We start from the raw sequence: 17730 nt of genomic DNA on the forward strand, positions 1-17730 counted from the left end.
ATTACTCCTGCATCTTCAGCATGGTGCTGGGATTACTTGGTGGTTCTTGGAGGAAGGTGGTCCATCCCAGATAACATCCGGTATTTTCACCTAATGTCATGGCGTCGATCTGGTTTTCCCCCAGTACCAGCTGCAGATCCCAGGCAAACTGATCCCTTAAAATAAATGACACAAAATTATGGAGAGCGTGGTGGAGCGAGCCGGTAGGAAGAAATTGCTCCATTTTTTCACGACTTAATTCACTGATGGTTAAGGTAAACTTACCGCTGTAGTCAGGAATATGTGTGCCAATAATCAGGTTTTCGCCCAGCACGGCATTGGCTTGGCCAATACGGTTTTGCTGTTGTTGAGGTATGGGCACTCGGCGAAATTGCCATGATTCAATATTGACATTCGATAAATCAAAACAGTGAGCAATAAGGGAGGCCATCAAATGAGGTGAACGTCCTGCACTGGCGAGAATACCGGCATAAGACAGCATCTTGCTTTGGTTCACTTGTAATGATTGGCGAATACTTACTTTCCCCAAGCCAACCAGTGCAAACATCCGCTGGGAAAATTCATCTTGGCCACTATGGCTATAGCAGATGTAGTAACGATACTTCCGCCAGACTTTGTATAAGTAAGTGGCTAAACGGTGATTAAACAGATCGAGCAGGGCGGTTAACCGATAATCCTGCTGAATCTCTTCCCATGCCATTCCTTCCAGATAATAATTTGGCAGAGGAGAATGGGTACCTGTCAGGCTCAAAAACGGTAATTTGATCTGTACTTTATTATCTTTAACGGTAACAGAGGAAATATCCCGGGTTACGAAGGCCAAAGATGGATTGCTAATAAAGCGGATAGATTCTTTATCCGGCGGTAAATTCAGTAAGTTATCGATATCGGTACCGCTAGACTTAGCCAGTAGCTCGATAAGCTGATAAAAGTTATATTTTTCAGCCTGTTCAGGGACTAAGTATTCATCAACGACCATTGATACACCTCATGAGTTGATGAATTAACCAATTCCAGTACGTGGAATGAATTGACCGTGGCATATTGCGAATAGAAATGCGCCATGATTGAGCCAAACAGATACATCTCCCCGGTGTTATTAAATGCATCAGGAGAGATGACTAAGGTTGATTTATGACCTTCAATAATTAAGTCATTGAAATACTGCTGATGTGGCACTGACTCAAAACTCTGGATACAGGATAATAATTTAGTCAGTGACTTCTCTGAACGTTGGTTATAACGAGCAGTGAAATTATAGTTTTGTAGAATTTGGCACAGCGAGTCCTTATTGAGTAAGGACAGATAGTTTAGAGACAGTAACGATATGGTGCTCCACTGTAAGCTGCCATCAAGGTTAGGACGGGTAATACCGGATGGAAAGGTGATGTTTTTAAACGTCACCGTTGCTGGAATACCCTCACCAGCAAGATTAATCTCTCCAATACGTAATTTCTGCGCTTCATCTCGATTACTGCACAAGGCGCGAATGGAAATGATCTCATCGTCATTGCGTCGCTCTGCTTCATCACCTCTGACAAAAGATAAAGAATAATCGATGTGCTCTTTTTCTACGCTCGGTTTACGATTTAAGTGGTAATAGAGTGGATTACCGCCATTTTCATAATTTATTTGATGTTGAAAACTGTCAAATGCCGTGTATTTCCGCGTTTGATTGTTAGCCCATCCGGTTATGCTATCAATGGAAAATAGCTCATAATGTTGGCGCTGTTGATGGTTGATATATAAAGGATATTCTGTTTTTTCACCGCTGAGGGTGATGGGTTCACAATCATGATAGAACAGATTAATGGCCGGCACACAGTTCACTTTGATGGAATCCGTGGTCAGCTTCAGCGCTGGTGGCAGTGGTTGTTTAAATTCGAATTCAAGCGCGAACGTTTCACTGGATAATCGATCCAGATAATCAGGCAATCCTTTCAGGGTAAAAAAGAGAAATCCCTCGGTAAAACTGAAGTATTCATGCAGTAATCGATAACCGGCATAAGTATTAATCGGGTAGTCCAAAATAGCATCTTCGGCATTAAATCCTGTTGCGACTAACTGAAGGTCAGGTAGCGGTAGAGATTGCCCATTGATGTGCAGTGTTGCTGCGGATAAATATTCGGCAAAATAGAGGTAGAGCTGGAAGCTGGTCATCATATCCGCTCCCAGAAATAAGCTTAATTTATCAATGCCGGCAGCGGCCAGATTTTGGCTATTGTGGCTAGTAAAGCTCAGACGAAGGGTATTGGTTGATGTTTTAGCCGTCTGATTAATAACAAATGGCGTTACCCATATATCCCGGGTTGTTCTGAAGGTACATGAAACCGGCTGACTGGCGGTGACCGGACTTAATACCGTCGCTTGCGACAGTATTTGCACGCCTTCATGATCCTGATGATTAAACTCCATAATGGTGATGCTTGGCGTTAGCTGTAAATAATTCGGCCATAGCATGTCCATCAGGTTTGAGGTGAGTTGTGGATATTCCTGATTGATTTTTGCGTGTAGCAAGCTGCTTAGATAGGTAAAACCATCTAAGGTACGATTAACGTCCGGATCGAAATAAGGCTCCGCAAGAAATTGAGAAATCTGAGGGAACTCCTCAACAAATCTCTTACTTTCTTCATTGAGATAGTGATTTTCTTGCTTAATATAACTATCTGACAACATATCATCCCTAATAGCGCTCAGAAATAAATTGATTAAAGAACTTCTAATTTATTGTTATTTATACGAATATCGAGTTCGATTTTCTCTATGTCATATACCTGAGCTATTTGGGCGATGACCAAAAAATAATAGGTAAAGGTAATAGGGTCCTGCCTGACAACAACTTGGGTATGGCTGATTCGCGGTTCATAACGTGCAATGCAATGGCGAATCGAATGACAGATAGAACTTTGAATTTCTTCAGTACCTAGCAGGGCATCATTAACATCAATGATGCCCAGTTCTTTAGTGCCATGGCATTCACCGGGCCTTGCGTTGAAAATATGACGCAGGTTATTTTTGATCGAGAGAATAAAGGCCGCGTCACCTTTGAGTCGCGGCTGGTCGTTCTGTAATCGGTCAAACAGGCTGCCTTTACTGCCTGTATCCCAGCGTCGCAAGGTTGCCATGTGACTATTCCTTGTCCAAACGTCCTACCAGAGAAAGCTCGGTATACGAACCCATACTCTTCAAATGAGGACGCAGCAACAGACGCGTTTTCACCCAACCTGGTTCACCAGGAACGTCGCTTACTGCCAGACTGATTGCGCGGAATGGGCGGCGGCAACGTACATCTACCGGTGGATTTTCCTGATCGGATACGTACTGCTTCAGCCAGGTATTCAGATTACGCTCTACATCAGCAGATTCCTGATAGGAGCCCAGTTTTTCACGCTGAATAACTTTCAGATAGTGGGCAATACGGGTAGACAGCATAATGTAAGGTAGTTGAGTACCCAGTTTGCTGTTGGTTTCTGCCGCTTTACCTTCATCCGTATTCGGGAATTTCAACGGCTTCTGAACGGATTGAGCCGAGAAGAATGCGGCATTATCCGATCCTTTACGCATTGTTAAGGCAATAAAGCCTTCTTCGGCCAGTTCAAATTCGCGGCGATCGGTAATCAATGTTTCGGTTGGGATCTTGGTTTGTAACTCACCCATTGCTTCAAAGACGTGCACCGGTAAATCTTCAACCGCACCGCCACTTTCTGGACCGATAATGTTTGGGCACCAGCGATATTGAGCAAAACTGTCTGTCAGACGAGTACCAAATGCGTATACAGAGTTGGACCACAGATAGTGTTCATGATCCTGACTGACATTTTCGTCATAGCCAAAGCTTTTAACCGGATTATCCGTTGGTGAGTAGGGTAAACGCGCCAGATTTCTAACCGTCAACAAACCCAACATTCTTGAATCTTCAGCTTCACGCAGTGAGCGCCACTTGGTATAGGTCGGGCTTTCAAAAACTGAGCTGAGTTCTTTGATGCTATCTAATTGGGTATAGCTATCAAGGCCGAAAAATTGAGGTGATGCTGATGAGATAAACGGAGCATGCGCCATGGCACCAACAGAAGCGGTATATTGCAGTAGCTTCATATCTGGCGCCGTTGGTAGGAATTGGTAATCGGCTAAAATTGCGCCAATCGGTTCACCACCAAATTGTCCATATTGAGCAGAATAAACATGCTTATAGAGACCGGATTGGGTAATTTCAGGCGCAAACTCGAAGTCTTCTAAAAGTTCATCTTTAGTGACATACATCAGATTAATTTTGATGTTTTCTCTGAAATCAGTGCGATCAACTAACAGTTTTAAACCACGCCATGATGATTCGATTTTCTGTAGTTCCTGATTGTGCAGGATTTCATCGATCTGTTGGCTGAGTTTTTTATCCAGTTCTGCAATCATTCTGTCAACCAGCTGTTTGTTGACCGGTTCTTCCGTATTTCCCGTATCCAAGAGATGGGAGACCAGCGTAGCGATACCCTGTTTAGCAATATCGTAGCTTTCATCAGCTGGAGAATAATTGGTTTGAGAAGCTATCTGATCCAGAAGGCTCATTGAGCTAAGAGCCTGCTCCTGAGAATCGGCAGCAATATTTTGTTCAGCTATAGACATATAAAGTAATCCCTTCTTAAAACATCAAATGCAATGACACAGAGGCCCGATACAATTTATCAATCTGTCACAATTGGCTTTTATGCTTACTATTCATCCGATCCAGTTGTCATACTTAATTCACGCAGCAGCTGTTCACGGCTCTTCTCATCACCGAGGATCGCTTCAATTTGGGCACGGAACGCAGGCTTATTACCTAATGGGCCTTTTAGGGCTACCAGTGACTCTCTTAACTCAATCAATTTTTTCAATTCAGGGATGGCTTGAGCAATGCTATCTGGGGAGAGATCTTTAAGTGTTTCCACTTTTAATTTGACGGGAATTTCCGATTCAACCTCGGCATTTTCTTCCAATCGATTAGGCACCGAAAACTCAAGCTCAATACCTGCATTTGCCATCACAGAATCAAAAGAATATTTATCAATTGATATCGGCTTACGTTCTTCAATCGGAGTATCTTGGGCTTTACCGGTAAAATCACCTGTCACTAATACGTGAAAGGGTAATTCTTTTTCTGCAACCTGACCGTTAGTCTCGGTTGTATATTTAATGTTGATTCTTTCTTTTGGTGCAACGCTACCTTTTTTACCAGCCATGAGTTAATCCTTTGCTAACTATATCCTGAGATTGAAAAGTGTGTGGGTGTGTTTCAGTTAATCTGATATTTAACCTGATTTAATTAATGATACGCGTATTTTTATACGACAATAATGATCAAAATACAAAATGGCAATAGCAAATTTTTTTATTTTATATTGCTTGTGCATTCATTGTGTTGCTATTTAAAAAATAACTCGCATATGTATTTTTTATATTTTATTGTTATTATTCATCCGGTTGTGTTTGTTTTTTTGTGTTGTATTTTTTGTAATTAAAAGCTGTTTTCATGTTCTTGTTTAATGAACAAAAGCTAATAAACTAGTATAAATAACAGGTGTGAAAATAATTATTATATGTTTAACATATCCCAGCTTAAATCAGGGTATTACGTATGTTTGTATATAATTTCGCACGTTATTTTATCGGTACTTAATAATCTAAATTTTAAATAAACCTGTTGGTTTTATTTTTCTTAATTTGAATTGAATTTAACTGTTATATTTATTGGGTTTATTGTGGTGGATTGACGTTATTGATGTTCTGAATAAACAACTTCGCTTAAATAATCGTGTTGTTTTAAGAACATTAAGATTTTTTGGGAAATGGAATTTAAACATGGATGCATGGCTAACAGATATGGTTTTATCGAATGTATTCATGATTTTAAGAAATTTAGAATAGCGTACTGAATAATCAGTAATTGTTACTCTAAATATACTCTTGGCAACTAAATGTAAAGGAGAATGCGATGCCAACACCAGCTTTTGCCTCGATCACGGGGAAAACTCAGGGCAATATTACTCAGGGTGCTTATACCTTAGAATCTGTAGGTCAAGGTTTTGTCGAAGGTCATGAAGATGAGATGATTGTTCAGGAAGTTAAACATCAGGTATTTGTTCCTACCGATCCTCAAAATGGCCAGCCTTCAGGCCAGCGTCAACACAAACCTTTAATTCTTACTATTGCATTAAATAAAGCAGTTCCTCTGCTTTATAACGCATTAGCTTCAGGTGAGAGCCTGCCAGAAGTGAATCTGAAGTGGTACAGAACTTCTCCAGATGGTAAGCAGGAGCACTACTTCACCACTAAGCTGGAAGACGCCACTATTGTTAACATGAACTTAGTGATGCCTAACAGCCAGGATCCTTCTCAGGCTCATTTCACTCAATTGCTTGATGTGCACTTAGCCTATCGCAAAATCGATTGGGAACACACTGTAGCCGGTACTTCCGGTGCAGATGACTGGCGTAAACCAGCAGCTTAATTGTTGTGATATGACAAAGATAGCCGTATTCGCATGGATATGGCTGTCTTCATATAATAAGCCGAGGTGGAAATATGGAGCTAAGGGATTGCTTCAAAGATGAATTACAATATATCAAACAGTTAGCCGCGGAGCGTGCAAATCAAAATTCATCGTTTGGTGATTTTCTGCAGTCTGCCGAGAATGATGCCGACGTCGAATTTTTATTTGAACACTTCGCATTTTTAATGGCCAGATTGCGCCAAAACGTTGATGATGCGTTTCCTGAAATTACGCAAAACTTATTATCGCGGGTCTGGCCTACGCCGATCAGACCAGTACCCTCAACCGCAATTCTCCGTTTTCAACCTAAGTCGGATGAAATCTATCAGCTTGCCAAAGGCAGCAGGGTCGAGGCTAATCTGGAAAATGGTGAGGTTTGTACTTATCAATTGGCCAGAGAGATCCGCGTTCTTCCCTGTTTTGTCCGAGACTGTAGTTTAGTTAATACGCCAACTAATGGCGCAATTAAGATAAAAATTGAATGGCAAGGCGGTATCACTAAAACCGGTGAGTGGATTACTGAGCCTTTTCGATTGTTTTTGAGCCATGATCCTCAGATTGCTGGGTTGCTGCAGCTGTGGTTACAGCAATATCTGGTTAAGATCTCCGTTGTTAGCGGCGATAAGCGTTTCTCTTTATCAAACCAGGTTATTGAGACTTTTATTCCGGATGCGGAGAATTTAATTCTGCCATTGGATATTCCATTATTCTGGCGATTACAGCTGTTACAGGAGTATTTTCATCTACCACACGTGAATGATTTTATTACTCTCGATCTCAGTCATGAGCTGAGTGAAATCACGTTAGATGAAGATAAAACGTTTGAGCTGATTTTTGAGTTTAACCAACCATTATTGACGGATAAAACCATTGATGCAGCATCGGCATTTTTATCTAACTGTACACCTATCATTAATCTTTACAGCAGCCAGCCGCAGATCCGGGATTTTGTTAAAGGACAAAGTTCTTATCAATATATCGATGAAGAAGATAACCATCTTTATCAAATAAAATCCATTTACTCCATTCTGGAGTCAGGGCAGCGTAACACTCGCGGTGATAACATTGCCTATCTTCCAGTAACACAGTTTGCGACCAATAACTTTAATGGTCAGCAGATTTACTATCAGAGTATGTTGGAAAACAACGTAAAGGGAGAGGCGCAGAGCCAAATTACCTTTATTGATAGTCAGGGGAAACGAGTGATTGATTTTCCTCATAAGACTTTCTTTTGTGATGTTCAGTTAACCAACGGTAAAAAATGTGATGAATTAAGTATCGGTGATATTTGTATACCCACGTTGGATATTGCCAATAGCTTAAATTTTACCAATATTACTCAGCCAACCAGTGAAATTGCTCCGTTAGTGGATAGCCACGAACACTGGCCAATTATCTCCTATTTATCATTAAGTCCGCTGTTCCTGAAAGATTTAAGTGCGATGAGGCAGTTGATCATTGACTTAAATTATCACATTCACACCAGTGCGCCATTACAGCAAATGAGTGAACAACGCCTAAAAGGCATTGTGAGCCTGCAAACCAAAGCATTGGATTGGATCTGGAATACCGGGGCCATAAAACGAGGGTTAGAGATGACATTATCTTTAGATCCTGACTGCTTTAGGGATGAAGGAGAGATGTATCAGTTCGGCTTCATTTTAGGCAATGTGCTGCCGTTTTGTATGACCAGCAATAATTTCCTGACGATGAAGATCGTCAACAGTAAAACACAGAGATTATGGTCTTTAGCGCCGATTCTTGGCGGTAGGGAGCAAATCTGAATGTTGATAACCACAATATGGATTGTGCAAGCCGCAGGGTTATATACCGCACATCGTGTTGATGTAATGAAAGGGACGTAGGTTATGGATACCGGCTTATATTTTTCATGTAACATTGGCGGCCTGCCAGAATCGACTTTTGATGTGGTTGATTTCACGCTGGAAGAAGCATTATCAACGCTGTTTACCTTGGAGGTTCAGGTAGCCAGTGATGATGCTAACGTCGATATGGATGAGCAGTTACTACAAAATGCCTCACTGACCATCAAAGTGGATGGGCAGGTTAAAAGAACGATTAATGGCATTGTGGCTGAGGCATTCCGTGGTGACAGTGGTTTCCATCGTACTTATTACACTTTTACCATCCGGCCTGAAATGTGGTTATTGACGCTAACTCAGGATAACCGAATTTTTCATTTCAAATCAGTTCCTGATATTTTAGATGAACTCTTACAAAAACATAATGTTAGGTCTGAATCTAAGTTAATCGACTCCCATAAACAGTGGGAGTACACCACCCAACGCAATGAAACGGATTATCACTTTTTCAGTCGCTTAGCCGCAGAAGAAGGGATTGTTTTTTGGTTTGAAGAAAACAAAATGTTTTACAGTGATAGTCGAACGGGAATGACCGGAGGCGAAAAGCTGCTGTATAACGCACATGTTCAGAGTGCCAGCAAAGAGTCGGTGATTCATCGCCTGCAGTATGGGGCAAAAATGAAGCCTAATGCGGTTCATCTGAAAGATTATAAATTTTCTCATCCGGATGTTGGCCTGGACACTAAAGCCAAGCAGGCTAAAAAACGTCCTCTATACACCATGTATGAAAGCTATGGCCGCTATGATGATGATGGTGTAGCCCAGCAATATGCCAAATATCGGTTAGAGTCTCATCAGTCTAATAGTCTATCCGGCAAAGCCGAGAGTAACTGTATTCAACTGATGCCAGGCAAGATTTTTGATATAGAAGAGCATCCTACTGATGCAATGAACAGCAACTGGCAAATTGTCAGCATTGTTCATCGTGGATCATTACCCCAATCTGTCGCGGAAGAGTCCGGAGATAAAGTTGCGGCGTTAACCAACAGTTTCACTTTTATTCCCGGTTCTGTGGACTGGCGTGCGCCGTTTATTGCCAAACCTACGGTATACGGTGATGAAACGGCTACGGTGGTTGGGCCGGCCGGTGAAGAGATTTATGTGAATGAATACGGTGAGGTGAAGATCCACTTCCACTGGAATAAGTATGATGCCGCTGATGAAAATGCTTCTTGCTGGGTACGCGCCGGGCAGGGTTGGAACGGCGACGGTTTTGGCTTTATGGCAGTGCCACGCATTGGTCAGGAAGTGATTATTGCCTATTTAAATGGCGATATTGATATGCCGGTGATTGTCGGCACCTTGTATAACGGCAAAAACGCCACACCAGTATCACTGCCAGCGAAGAAAACCCGCATGACTATTCGTTCCCAAACCCATAAAGGGGATGGATTTAACGAAATTGGTTTAGAAGATGAGGCCGGTCAGGAAGAGTTCTACATGCATGCCCAGAAAGACATGAATGTGGATGTACTCAACGACAAAGGTGTACATGTTATCAACGATCATAATGAGAATGTTGATAATAATCAGACCATGGTGGTCGGCGTTGACCAAAAATTAAACGTCGGTAATAACCAAGCTGGCACCATTGGTGTGGATCAAACCTTGGATGTTGGCAATAACCAAACCAATACCATTGGTAATAACCAAGACTCCACCATTGGCGTAGATCAGAGCTGGACCGTTGGTAGCAATCAAACCAATACCATTGGCAGTAATCAAACGGACAATGTGGGCGCTAACCGTACAACCACCGTGGGCGGTAATGATGTACTGACGGTGCAAGGTAATCAGGCTGAAACGATAGCTATAGCTAAAGCAGAAACTATTGGTGCGGCTAAAGCAGAAACCATTGGTGCAGCTAAAGTATTAACTATTGGTGGTGCTTATCAGATTTCTGTTGGTGCAGCGATGAATACTTCAGTTGCTTTGGTGCAGGCAGAAGAGATTGGATTAAATAAGATTGTTCGGGTTGGTAAGAATATTGGAGTTAGCTCTGGAGATTCAATCAAAATTACAGCTAAGAATACGATCGAATTAGTTTGTGGTAAGAGCATATTAAGAATGGATAAAAGCGGTAAAGTTACGATAAAAGGTAATGACATTCTTATTACGTCGAAGGGGCCACTTAAACTAAAAGGCAAAGACATTGATCTGAATTAGCGGGAGATTTTTAGTATATGAAGTTTGCTAATAAGACACCTTTTGACGCATTGTGCTACCAAATGGTCGATAAAAATGACGCTGAATATAATGTCTTTGTTGCTAAGGTCGGATTCAATTTAATTCAGCAAGAAAATGGTGAGTATCGTGTAGATATTCAAGATGAGAATTCTGTTCCTCTGAGCTTTCAGGATGTTTATGCCGGAGAGATGAATAAAAGTGCAGTGTTGGTTGAGAGCGATCTAGCGCCCTATAAACCTTATTGCGATGTTGTGATTAATGCGACAGCTTATGCGCCTGGTGGCAAAGCATGTTCAGCTTTTTCGGTTAAGGCACAGCTAACATCTTTAGATGGTGAAATAACACTCTGGTCTAAAGAGGTGGATATAATTGGAGAACGCAGAATAACGCGGAATAGCCTGACAGCGCATCATATTAGTCAACCTAAGCCATTTCTGTCGCTTCCGATCAATTATCAGTATGCATTTGGGGGGGAGTGTGTAATTGACAAGCAGGATAAACGAGCATCACGTATAGATAAAAAGTATCAATTAACAGAAGAACAATTGATTGCTTATGGTGATTTTCCTCCTTGTAATGCTATTGCCCATACAGCTTGTATGAGCAATCCTATCGGTTTGGGTTTTTGCGAGTCATGGTATTTAGATGTTATTAAAGAAGACTGTTGGTCAGCGCCGAGGATCATGAATGTTGGGAGAGCATTATCTAATTCTCATATTAGTAAAATGCTAAAAGGAAAAATGGATTTATCCGATCCGGTTTATTCCCCAGCTGGATTTGGTTTTATTGGTCGAGGCTGGTCACCTAGATTAGCAAAAGCAGGTACTTATGATCAGGAATGGATCGATAATCGTCATCCTCATTTACCGCATGATTTTGATTTTAATTACTGGAATGGAGCGCCCGAGGATCAGCAGGTGGTTGAATTGCCATCAGGGCTTCATGTCTCGATAACGAATGTTAGGCCTGATGGTGAGATTAGTTTCAATTTACCAAACCATTTAGCTTTTATCCTGTTGAGAGCTGAACAGGGTGTGATTCCTCAACCAATGAAGCTTGATACTTTATTGATAGATACTGAGTCGTTGACGGTGCATTTAACTTATCGCTACTTAATCAAAGCCGATATTCCTATATCAGCGGCTGAGTTTCGTTACGAGATTCATCCTCTGACATTGCTAGATAAACTGTATCCTCGTTCATCAGTATAAGGGAGTGAAATAGAATGGCTAAAAATTTAATCGCGAGGAAGAATGGCACTTGGTTAGTCGTCTGTATCTTTCCTGATGTGTGCAAAACTCCGATTGGTCCTTCAATGGTGCCAATTCCATATCCAGTGATGACTTACTTATCAAATTCAAAGTCAATAGTTCCATCGGTTAGAGTTAATGGTGATCCTATATTGGTTCATTCAAAAAGTTTTGTTTCGATTACTATCGGTGATCAACCCGGGATCGGTCGTGGTCTTAAAAAGGCTAAAGTTAGCGGTAAGTGCCGGCCTGACCAACGAAGCGATACGGTGAAGGCCAAGAAGAAAAAAATATTAAGGCACGGTGATAAATTTCATATGAACGGCTAACAAAGGGAGGGGACATTATGGCAAAAGGCAATACGGTTGGTAAAATTGTCAATAAACCAGCGATGTCGTTGGTTAAAGCATCTGAAGCGAATCCGGCGGAGGTTTCATTAAAAAGTGAGCTGGAGAAAATTAATCCGCTTGAGATTATTGGTGGGATTTTAGCCAGCTTCGGTGATTCGCCAGATATAGCAGATATAAAGGCAAACGCAGTGAAGCTATTGTAGTGGTAAAAAGGAGTTAAAATGTCAAAGTTTGGAGGAAAAGTTAGTGGCGGTGGGGACCAAAATGAAAATACTCCTGACTGTCAATTATACTCCTATGAAGATAAAGATTGTCCCTCAGGTTATGATGCCCACCATATCGTGCCCGATTTTGTTTTACGATATGGTACGCGTAAAGATGCGATAAAAAATGATAAGCGAATAAGTGGAATGCCGACTTTAAAAGAAGGTGTGTGTATTTGTTTGAGCGAAAAGGCGCATAAATCAGCACATGAAGTTGATGCTGCTATTAAAGATCTTGGGGATATGGGAAATCCTATCGGTACATCAACACTTTTTGATGTTTTGGAGGAGGTTAAAGTTTCTTTGGACGATATTGAGCCAGAGTTAACCGACGATTGTAAAGAAAGAATAGAAAAAAAAATCGATGGGATGTTTCCTGGGGTTGATAAGACAGCAGTCCCAGTAAGAACAACAAAGCGGCCACCAAAAGAGGGAAGTGACGCTTATAGTAGGTTGGCTAACTTTAAGTCTAAATAATATGTAAGAGGATATGGAATAATGATAATAGATCAAAATATTAAGTTTACCGGTGGCTGTTTAGTTGACAATGACCGTTTGGTCTTGACATCTGTAGATAATGATATTGAATTTTATTCTGATTATTCAGAATTTAGCTTTTGGGATACCTCCAATATAAATGATTTAACGTTTACTACTCTGGAAGTAAAAAACTGGGCTGATAATATGGTGCGTTATATATCCGCTCAGGAGGAGTTTAATGGTCTTTGTTGTTTGTCTCCAGTTGGTAAAGTTTTTTTTATTCAGGATGGTAAAATTGTTAGCATTGAAACTCTGAATGAAGTAGAACGCTGGGGCAATTTACGAAATATAGTACAAATTGGTGGACAATTATATGTATGTGGTAATAAAGGGCAAATTTATCAACGGGTAGAAAAAAATAAGTGGCAGCATATTGATGATTCTATTCTATCGGAACAGGATAGGAAAGCTGGCGTAAAAGAACGAAAAAAAATGCGTGACGAAGTCATCAATAGTTTACCAGAAGAGCAGCGAACGATGGAAAATATTACGCGAGTGCTCGACGAAAGAAAAAAGCAGGAAAAAAAACAAGGAAATAGAAATTTATCCGCAATCAATGGTTATTGTAGTAACGACATTTATGTATGTGGAACCTCGCCGGGGAGCAAAGAAGGTGGTGTGGTATTTCATTATAATGGTATTAATTGGCAAAGGTTAACAGTGCCAACGACTGATGGTTTGTTGAGCATCTATCTTCACGATGAAAATACAGTGTATATTGGTGGCTATAATGGTTATCTGTTAAAAGGTAATTATCGTGATGGCTTTATTGAAATTAGTGATAGTACTAATCTTGTCTCTATTGATAATTTTGTGTCGATAGCGGGGCGAGTTTTTCTCAGTACCAATAAGGGAGTGAGGCAATTAAAAGACGATAAGGTAGTAACCGTTGATATGTATGATGAATTAAATCAAGTAGCGTCTGAATTATTAAATGATACTGTTATAATTGATGTTTACGGTGATAATTTACTTATTGTTGGTAAAAAAGTTGTTTGTCGTTATTCGTTTAAAGAGAGTAAGATCAATTTCTTATTGTCAGTTATCGGGCAGGATGATAACTAGTATGGATAAAACACAAAGAGAGATCATAATGCAAACGTTAATGGAGCCTTTTCCGACATTAGCCGAAGCGATTTGTATCAGAGTCGGTTGCCATAATATTTATAATTGGCTGTTACGGTTAGAGCAGCTCTATGAGCTATCTCCGCATACGATCTGCCCTGAGTTGCTAAAAAAACAACATCGAGTTGTATTGGCGCAAGAGGGTTTAACCTTAACGTTGTCACATCCTCACGTGATTTATGTACCAAGGGGTGATAAAGAACGGTGGTGTTTAGAATCGGCTGAATTTGAGTTTGTTCAGACTAATAGTTGGAAGACAGAAGCGCCGTTTTCACTGGATATCCAGTCAGAATCATTAACTTCAATTCAAACTAAGCTTAGCGATGACTTTACTGATATTACTGATGATTTACGCCAATCCTATTATCTAGATGATGGACGGGTTGTTGAAGTGACCTGGAATGATAAATTAGGAAAGGGGATTCAACGTATATTAGTAGTAAGATTAGGTGTTGATATTGAGTTTGAACTTCCTGAAAGTGAATAGCGCTATTGTCGCGAACCTCTTATTTATTTTTGTTAGTCGGCGCTATATAAAATTATATTTCAGATTATTTTTGCATATCTATAGTAGGTGGCAACTATTATTTTTAGTTATCACCTGTTTTATTGCTTGTTGAATTTTTTATGTTGTATTTATGTTAAGAAATAGAGGCAGGAGTCCATTCTTACATAAACAATTATCTATTTGTGGTTCGGGGTATGTTAGCCGGATCAGTTTTAGTTTAACGGATATGACGGTGGCTAAAAGTATAGTCTTATTACCGATTCGTTATGAATAGGTGTTTGGAGAGGAGTGCTGTCTTACTTCAAAGAAGAAGTGTGCAAATAAAGTCGCTAAAAATATCAGTTAACAGAAAAACAAGTCTCTTAAACGAGAGTCTATAGTACTTAAAAATAATATGTAATTAAACTGGCAGGATGCTGACAATGACTAAAGGTGAAATAAGTGAATTAAAAAAAGAGAAAATGGCAAGAAAGATTGAGAATATAACGATACTCGAAAAACACAATGTATCTTATTCTCAATATGATATTAACCAGTCCGTTGTATTTGATACTTTAGATGGTGCAGTATGTTTTTACCCTACAACGAATAAAATTCAACACCGGGGTAAAGTATTTCCAGGGAATGCTTATGATGTTCTTGATTATGTTGAACGAATTATTAGCGGCTGCAATAATGATTAAATATCATTTTAGCCTTGGTTAAAAACTATTTTGGTATTCAATAAGTTGTTAGTCTCTGAGGGAAGCTGGCTACGAATATAGAGAAATATTTATAATTCATCAATTTTTTAGTCAATTAGCCTCTTATTCGCCTGAATGAGAAAATCATTGGTTTTTGAAAACGATTTGCCGCCTAGAATCTCACCCCAATAAAAACAGTTTTACAAGTCTGCTAAACTTATCCCTAAGCCCCCAATCATAATTGGTCTATCCCATGACTGTTGCCGTGCTTTATACGTTAATTCCTGCTGCTGCTGCCATTATTGGTGCTTCTGTTGCGCTATTTCGCCGCCCGGGTGATGGAACGATGAGTATTATTCATCATTTTACCGCTGGGATTGTTTTTTCTGCGGTGGCTGTGGAGATCCTTCCCGACTTAAAGGGGCATTCTCTTTGGGCAGTGCTGTTAGGCAGTATTACCGGTGTAATACTGATGCTGGGTATCAAATATCTGGGGGAGAAGGCAGAGGGGCCGGTGGGGTTTATTTCTGCGGTGGGTATCGATATTTTTATTGATGGTTTGGTATTAGGGATTGCCTTTGCTGCTGGGGCGAAAACCGGAATGCTGTTAACTCTGGCGCTGACGCTGGAAATTTTATTCCTTGGATTATCGGTGGTTGGTGAGCTACGGGACTTTTTAGGTAATCGTCGTCGGGCATTGGCGGCCGTGATTGTACTGGCATCATTACTACCAATCGGTAGTATGCTGGGCGCACCCTTAGCTACACTTGGAACCTTCTGGTTGACAACTTTTTTGGCATTTGGCCTGACTGCTCTGCTTTATCTGGTTACTGAAGAGTTGTTGGTTGAGGCTCATGAAGGGGGTAAAGATACGCCACTGGCAACCGCCATGTTTTTTGCTGGTTTTATATTACTGCTGGTATTGGAAGAAAGTATGTAAAACGGTGAGCAATTTTAGTCGCTGTTATTAAAGCCGATAGATTGGAAGAGTGGCTTATCCTTAACCGATCACTTTTCCAATTGCATGTCGGCTATTGAAAGCTACAATAATCACAAGTACCTCCCTGATTAACTCAAGGGAGTCAGGAGAGATTTTTATTTTTCGCGCGCAGGGCAATGTTTTACTATAGCGCCCAATTCTTTTACACCGCCGTATGGATATCCGATGCGTTATTTAGCTGCTTGTATACCTTTAATTTTTTTGCTCTCTGCCTGTAGCAGTAAGCCTAAACCTACTGACACTGTCTCTGAACCTACTTTTGTGCAGGGAGGATTCAAGCTTGAACCAGAACATGCGGTTCATCCATTAACCGGTGATTTTGCCGCTAACCCGGCAACCGAGCGCTTTATTAATAATATGGTGCAGAAACACGGTTTTGATCGTCAGCAACTACATGACATATTGGCACAGGCAAAAAGGTTGGATAGCGTGCTACGCTTGATGGATAAGCAGGCTCCGTCGACAACTAAACCTGTCGGTATACCAAAACCGAATGGCGCATGGATTCGTTACAGCAACAAATTTATTACCCCTGACAATATACAAAACGGTGTTGCTTTCTGGAATCAATACGATGCAGCCCTGCAACGCGCATGGAATATTTACGGTGTACCACCTGAGATTATCGTCGGTATTATCGGCGTGGAAACCCGTTGGGGACGCGTGATGGGCAGAACGCGGATTCTCGATGCGCTGGCGACCTTATCGTTTGAATATCCGCGTAGGGCAGAATATTTTAGTGGAGAACTGGAGACGTTTCTGCTGATGGCACGAACGGAAGGTAATGATCCGCTTTCTTTACGCGGTTCTTTTGCCGGAGCCATGGGGTATGGGCAGTTTATGCCTTCGTCATTTAAGGATTATGCGGTGGATTTTAACGGCGATGGACATATCAATCTATGGGATCCGGTAGATGCGATCGGCAGCGTTGCTAATTATTTTAAGTCTCATGGTTGGGAGAAAGAAGCCACTGTAGCCGTTCCGGCAATCGGACAGGCGCCTGAACTTAAGCATGGTTACAATACCCGTTATTCTTTGACCACTTTGGCTATGGCGGGTTTAAAACCGCAGGGTTCAACCAGTCATCATAAGGAAGTGAGCTTGCTGCGTCTGGATATGGGAAGCAGTTATCAATATTGGTATGGCTTACCCAATTTTTACGCGATTACTCGCTATAACCACAGTACTTATTACGCCATGGCCGTCTGGCAATTGGGAGAATCGGTACGGGTTGCCCGTAAGCGCCAGTAAATAAGTTTATTCACTCAATAAAGGGTCGCTAATCAGCGACCCTTTTTGCGTTATATCACAACGAGATTATCTGTTGGCAGGTGCTGGTGCACCTGGTTTTGCCAAAGTTAAAAGCTACTTTTCATTTGTAAAATTATTGTAACTGGATGCCATTTTATGTGAAACAA

Annotated in this window: 17 protein-coding genes; 12 read left to right on the forward strand and 5 right to left on the reverse strand. The window is 41.0% G+C overall.

The window, feature by feature from the left end; genetic code table 11:
* Position 1 precedes the first annotated feature (1 nt).
* The 5 genes from tssG to tssB form a co-directional block, all read right to left on the reverse strand.
* Positions 2-979, reverse strand: a complete 978-nt coding sequence (tssG, locus tag BMZ28_RS03245) for a type VI secretion system baseplate subunit TssG (RefSeq protein ID WP_047780366.1) — start codon at positions 977-979, stop codon at positions 2-4.
* Positions 958-2676 carry a type VI secretion system baseplate subunit TssF gene (gene tssF, locus BMZ28_RS03250; RefSeq protein WP_074820675.1) on the reverse strand — a complete coding sequence of 573 codons (1719 nt, stop codon included), beginning with the start codon at positions 2674-2676 and terminating at the stop codon, positions 958-960. Before tssF (BMZ28_RS03250) ends, tssG begins: the two co-directional genes overlap by 22 nt.
* A 32-nt stretch (positions 2677-2708) precedes the next feature.
* On the reverse strand, positions 2709-3125 hold the full coding sequence (gene tssE / locus BMZ28_RS03255) for a type VI secretion system baseplate subunit TssE (protein ID WP_053007540.1): 417 nt from the start codon (positions 3123-3125) through the stop codon (positions 2709-2711).
* Positions 3126-3129: 4 nt separating this feature from the next.
* The gene (gene tssC, locus BMZ28_RS03260; protein ID WP_047780368.1) at positions 3130-4617 is read right to left on the reverse strand and encodes a type VI secretion system contractile sheath large subunit; all 1488 of its coding nucleotides are present in this window, start codon (positions 4615-4617) and stop codon (positions 3130-3132) included.
* An 89-nt stretch (positions 4618-4706) separates the two neighbouring features.
* Positions 4707-5213: a type VI secretion system contractile sheath small subunit gene (tssB, locus tag BMZ28_RS03265; protein ID WP_047780369.1), complete on the reverse strand. Its 507-nt coding sequence runs from the start codon at positions 5211-5213 to the stop codon at positions 4707-4709.
* Between the two features lie 752 nt (positions 5214-5965).
* On the opposite strand from tssB, the gene BMZ28_RS03270 reads away from it, so the two are divergent.
* The 12 genes from BMZ28_RS03270 to mltB all read left to right on the forward strand — a co-directional run bounded on the left by BMZ28_RS03270 (position 5966) and on the right by mltB (position 17563).
* Complete coding sequence (locus tag BMZ28_RS03270) at positions 5966-6481, forward strand: Hcp family type VI secretion system effector (protein WP_047780370.1); 516 nt, start codon at positions 5966-5968, stop codon at positions 6479-6481.
* Positions 6482-6555: 74 nt separating this feature from the next.
* On the forward strand, positions 6556-8307 hold the full coding sequence (tssF, locus tag BMZ28_RS03275; RefSeq protein WP_047780371.1) for a type VI secretion system baseplate subunit TssF: 1752 nt from the start codon (positions 6556-6558) through the stop codon (positions 8305-8307).
* Between the two features lie 84 nt (positions 8308-8391).
* Complete coding sequence (locus BMZ28_RS03280) at positions 8392-10572, forward strand: type VI secretion system Vgr family protein (RefSeq protein WP_074820677.1); 2181 nt, start codon at positions 8392-8394, stop codon at positions 10570-10572.
* Positions 10573-10589: 17 nt separating this feature from the next.
* On the forward strand, positions 10590-11804 hold the full coding sequence (locus BMZ28_RS03285) for a DUF2169 family type VI secretion system accessory protein (protein WP_074820679.1): 1215 nt from the start codon (positions 10590-10592) through the stop codon (positions 11802-11804).
* A gap of 14 nt (positions 11805-11818) precedes the next feature.
* Positions 11819-12172, forward strand: coding sequence for a DUF4150 domain-containing protein (locus BMZ28_RS03290; protein ID WP_074820683.1), 354 nt, complete (start codon positions 11819-11821; stop codon positions 12170-12172).
* Positions 12173-12189: 17 nt separating this feature from the next.
* The gene (locus BMZ28_RS03295) at positions 12190-12396 is read left to right on the forward strand and encodes a hypothetical protein (protein ID WP_074820685.1); all 207 of its coding nucleotides are present in this window, start codon (positions 12190-12192) and stop codon (positions 12394-12396) included.
* An 18-nt stretch (positions 12397-12414) separates the two neighbouring features.
* On the forward strand, positions 12415-12933 hold the full coding sequence (locus tag BMZ28_RS03300) for a hypothetical protein (RefSeq protein ID WP_074820688.1): 519 nt from the start codon (positions 12415-12417) through the stop codon (positions 12931-12933).
* A gap of 21 nt (positions 12934-12954) precedes the next feature.
* Positions 12955-14061 (forward strand): beta propeller repeat protein, encoded by a 1107-nt coding sequence (locus BMZ28_RS03305; protein WP_074820690.1) that lies wholly within the window; start codon positions 12955-12957, stop codon positions 14059-14061.
* Position 14062: 1 nt separating this feature from the next.
* Complete coding sequence (locus tag BMZ28_RS03310; RefSeq protein WP_074820693.1) at positions 14063-14608, forward strand: hypothetical protein; 546 nt, start codon at positions 14063-14065, stop codon at positions 14606-14608.
* A gap of 443 nt (positions 14609-15051) precedes the next feature.
* Entirely contained in the window at positions 15052-15312 is a 261-nt protein-coding gene (locus BMZ28_RS03315) for a hypothetical protein (protein WP_074820694.1), read from the forward strand.
* A 253-nt stretch (positions 15313-15565) separates the two neighbouring features.
* Positions 15566-16252, forward strand: coding sequence for a ZIP family metal transporter (locus BMZ28_RS03320; protein ID WP_074820696.1), 687 nt, complete (start codon positions 15566-15568; stop codon positions 16250-16252).
* A gap of 225 nt (positions 16253-16477) precedes the next feature.
* The gene (gene mltB / locus BMZ28_RS03325; protein ID WP_074820698.1) at positions 16478-17563 is read left to right on the forward strand and encodes a lytic murein transglycosylase B; all 1086 of its coding nucleotides are present in this window, start codon (positions 16478-16480) and stop codon (positions 17561-17563) included.
* Positions 17564-17730 lie beyond the last annotated feature (167 nt).

This window comes from Pragia fontium DSM 5563 = ATCC 49100 (assembly GCF_900112475.1).
GTDB classification, from domain to species: Bacteria; Pseudomonadota; Gammaproteobacteria; order Enterobacterales; family Enterobacteriaceae; genus Pragia; species Pragia fontium.

Coding starts and splice junctions, on each gene's coding strand:
- tssG (WP_047780366.1), bottom strand. CDS start 979: ATGGTCGTTGATGAATACTTAGTCCCTGAACAGGCTGAAAAATATAAC.
- BMZ28_RS03305 (WP_074820690.1), top strand. CDS start 12,955: ATGATAATAGATCAAAATATTAAGTTTACCGGTGGCTGTTTAGTTGAC.
- tssE (WP_053007540.1), bottom strand. CDS start 3,125: ATGGCAACCTTGCGACGCTGGGATACAGGCAGTAAAGGCAGCCTGTTT.
- BMZ28_RS03285 (WP_074820679.1), top strand. CDS start 10,590: ATGAAGTTTGCTAATAAGACACCTTTTGACGCATTGTGCTACCAAATG.
- tssC (WP_047780368.1), bottom strand. CDS start 4,617: ATGTCTATAGCTGAACAAAATATTGCTGCCGATTCTCAGGAGCAGGCT.
- BMZ28_RS03300 (WP_074820688.1), top strand. CDS start 12,415: ATGTCAAAGTTTGGAGGAAAAGTTAGTGGCGGTGGGGACCAAAATGAA.
- tssF (WP_047780371.1), top strand. CDS start 6,556: ATGGAGCTAAGGGATTGCTTCAAAGATGAATTACAATATATCAAACAG.
- BMZ28_RS03310 (WP_074820693.1), top strand. CDS start 14,063: ATGGATAAAACACAAAGAGAGATCATAATGCAAACGTTAATGGAGCCT.
- BMZ28_RS03315 (WP_074820694.1), top strand. CDS start 15,052: ATGACTAAAGGTGAAATAAGTGAATTAAAAAAAGAGAAAATGGCAAGA.
- BMZ28_RS03290 (WP_074820683.1), top strand. CDS start 11,819: ATGGCTAAAAATTTAATCGCGAGGAAGAATGGCACTTGGTTAGTCGTC.
- BMZ28_RS03295 (WP_074820685.1), top strand. CDS start 12,190: ATGGCAAAAGGCAATACGGTTGGTAAAATTGTCAATAAACCAGCGATG.
- BMZ28_RS03320 (WP_074820696.1), top strand. CDS start 15,566: ATGACTGTTGCCGTGCTTTATACGTTAATTCCTGCTGCTGCTGCCATT.
- mltB (WP_074820698.1), top strand. CDS start 16,478: ATGCGTTATTTAGCTGCTTGTATACCTTTAATTTTTTTGCTCTCTGCC.
- BMZ28_RS03270 (WP_047780370.1), top strand. CDS start 5,966: ATGCCAACACCAGCTTTTGCCTCGATCACGGGGAAAACTCAGGGCAAT.
- tssF (WP_074820675.1), bottom strand. CDS start 2,676: ATGTTGTCAGATAGTTATATTAAGCAAGAAAATCACTATCTCAATGAA.
- tssB (WP_047780369.1), bottom strand. CDS start 5,213: ATGGCTGGTAAAAAAGGTAGCGTTGCACCAAAAGAAAGAATCAACATT.
- BMZ28_RS03280 (WP_074820677.1), top strand. CDS start 8,392: ATGGATACCGGCTTATATTTTTCATGTAACATTGGCGGCCTGCCAGAA.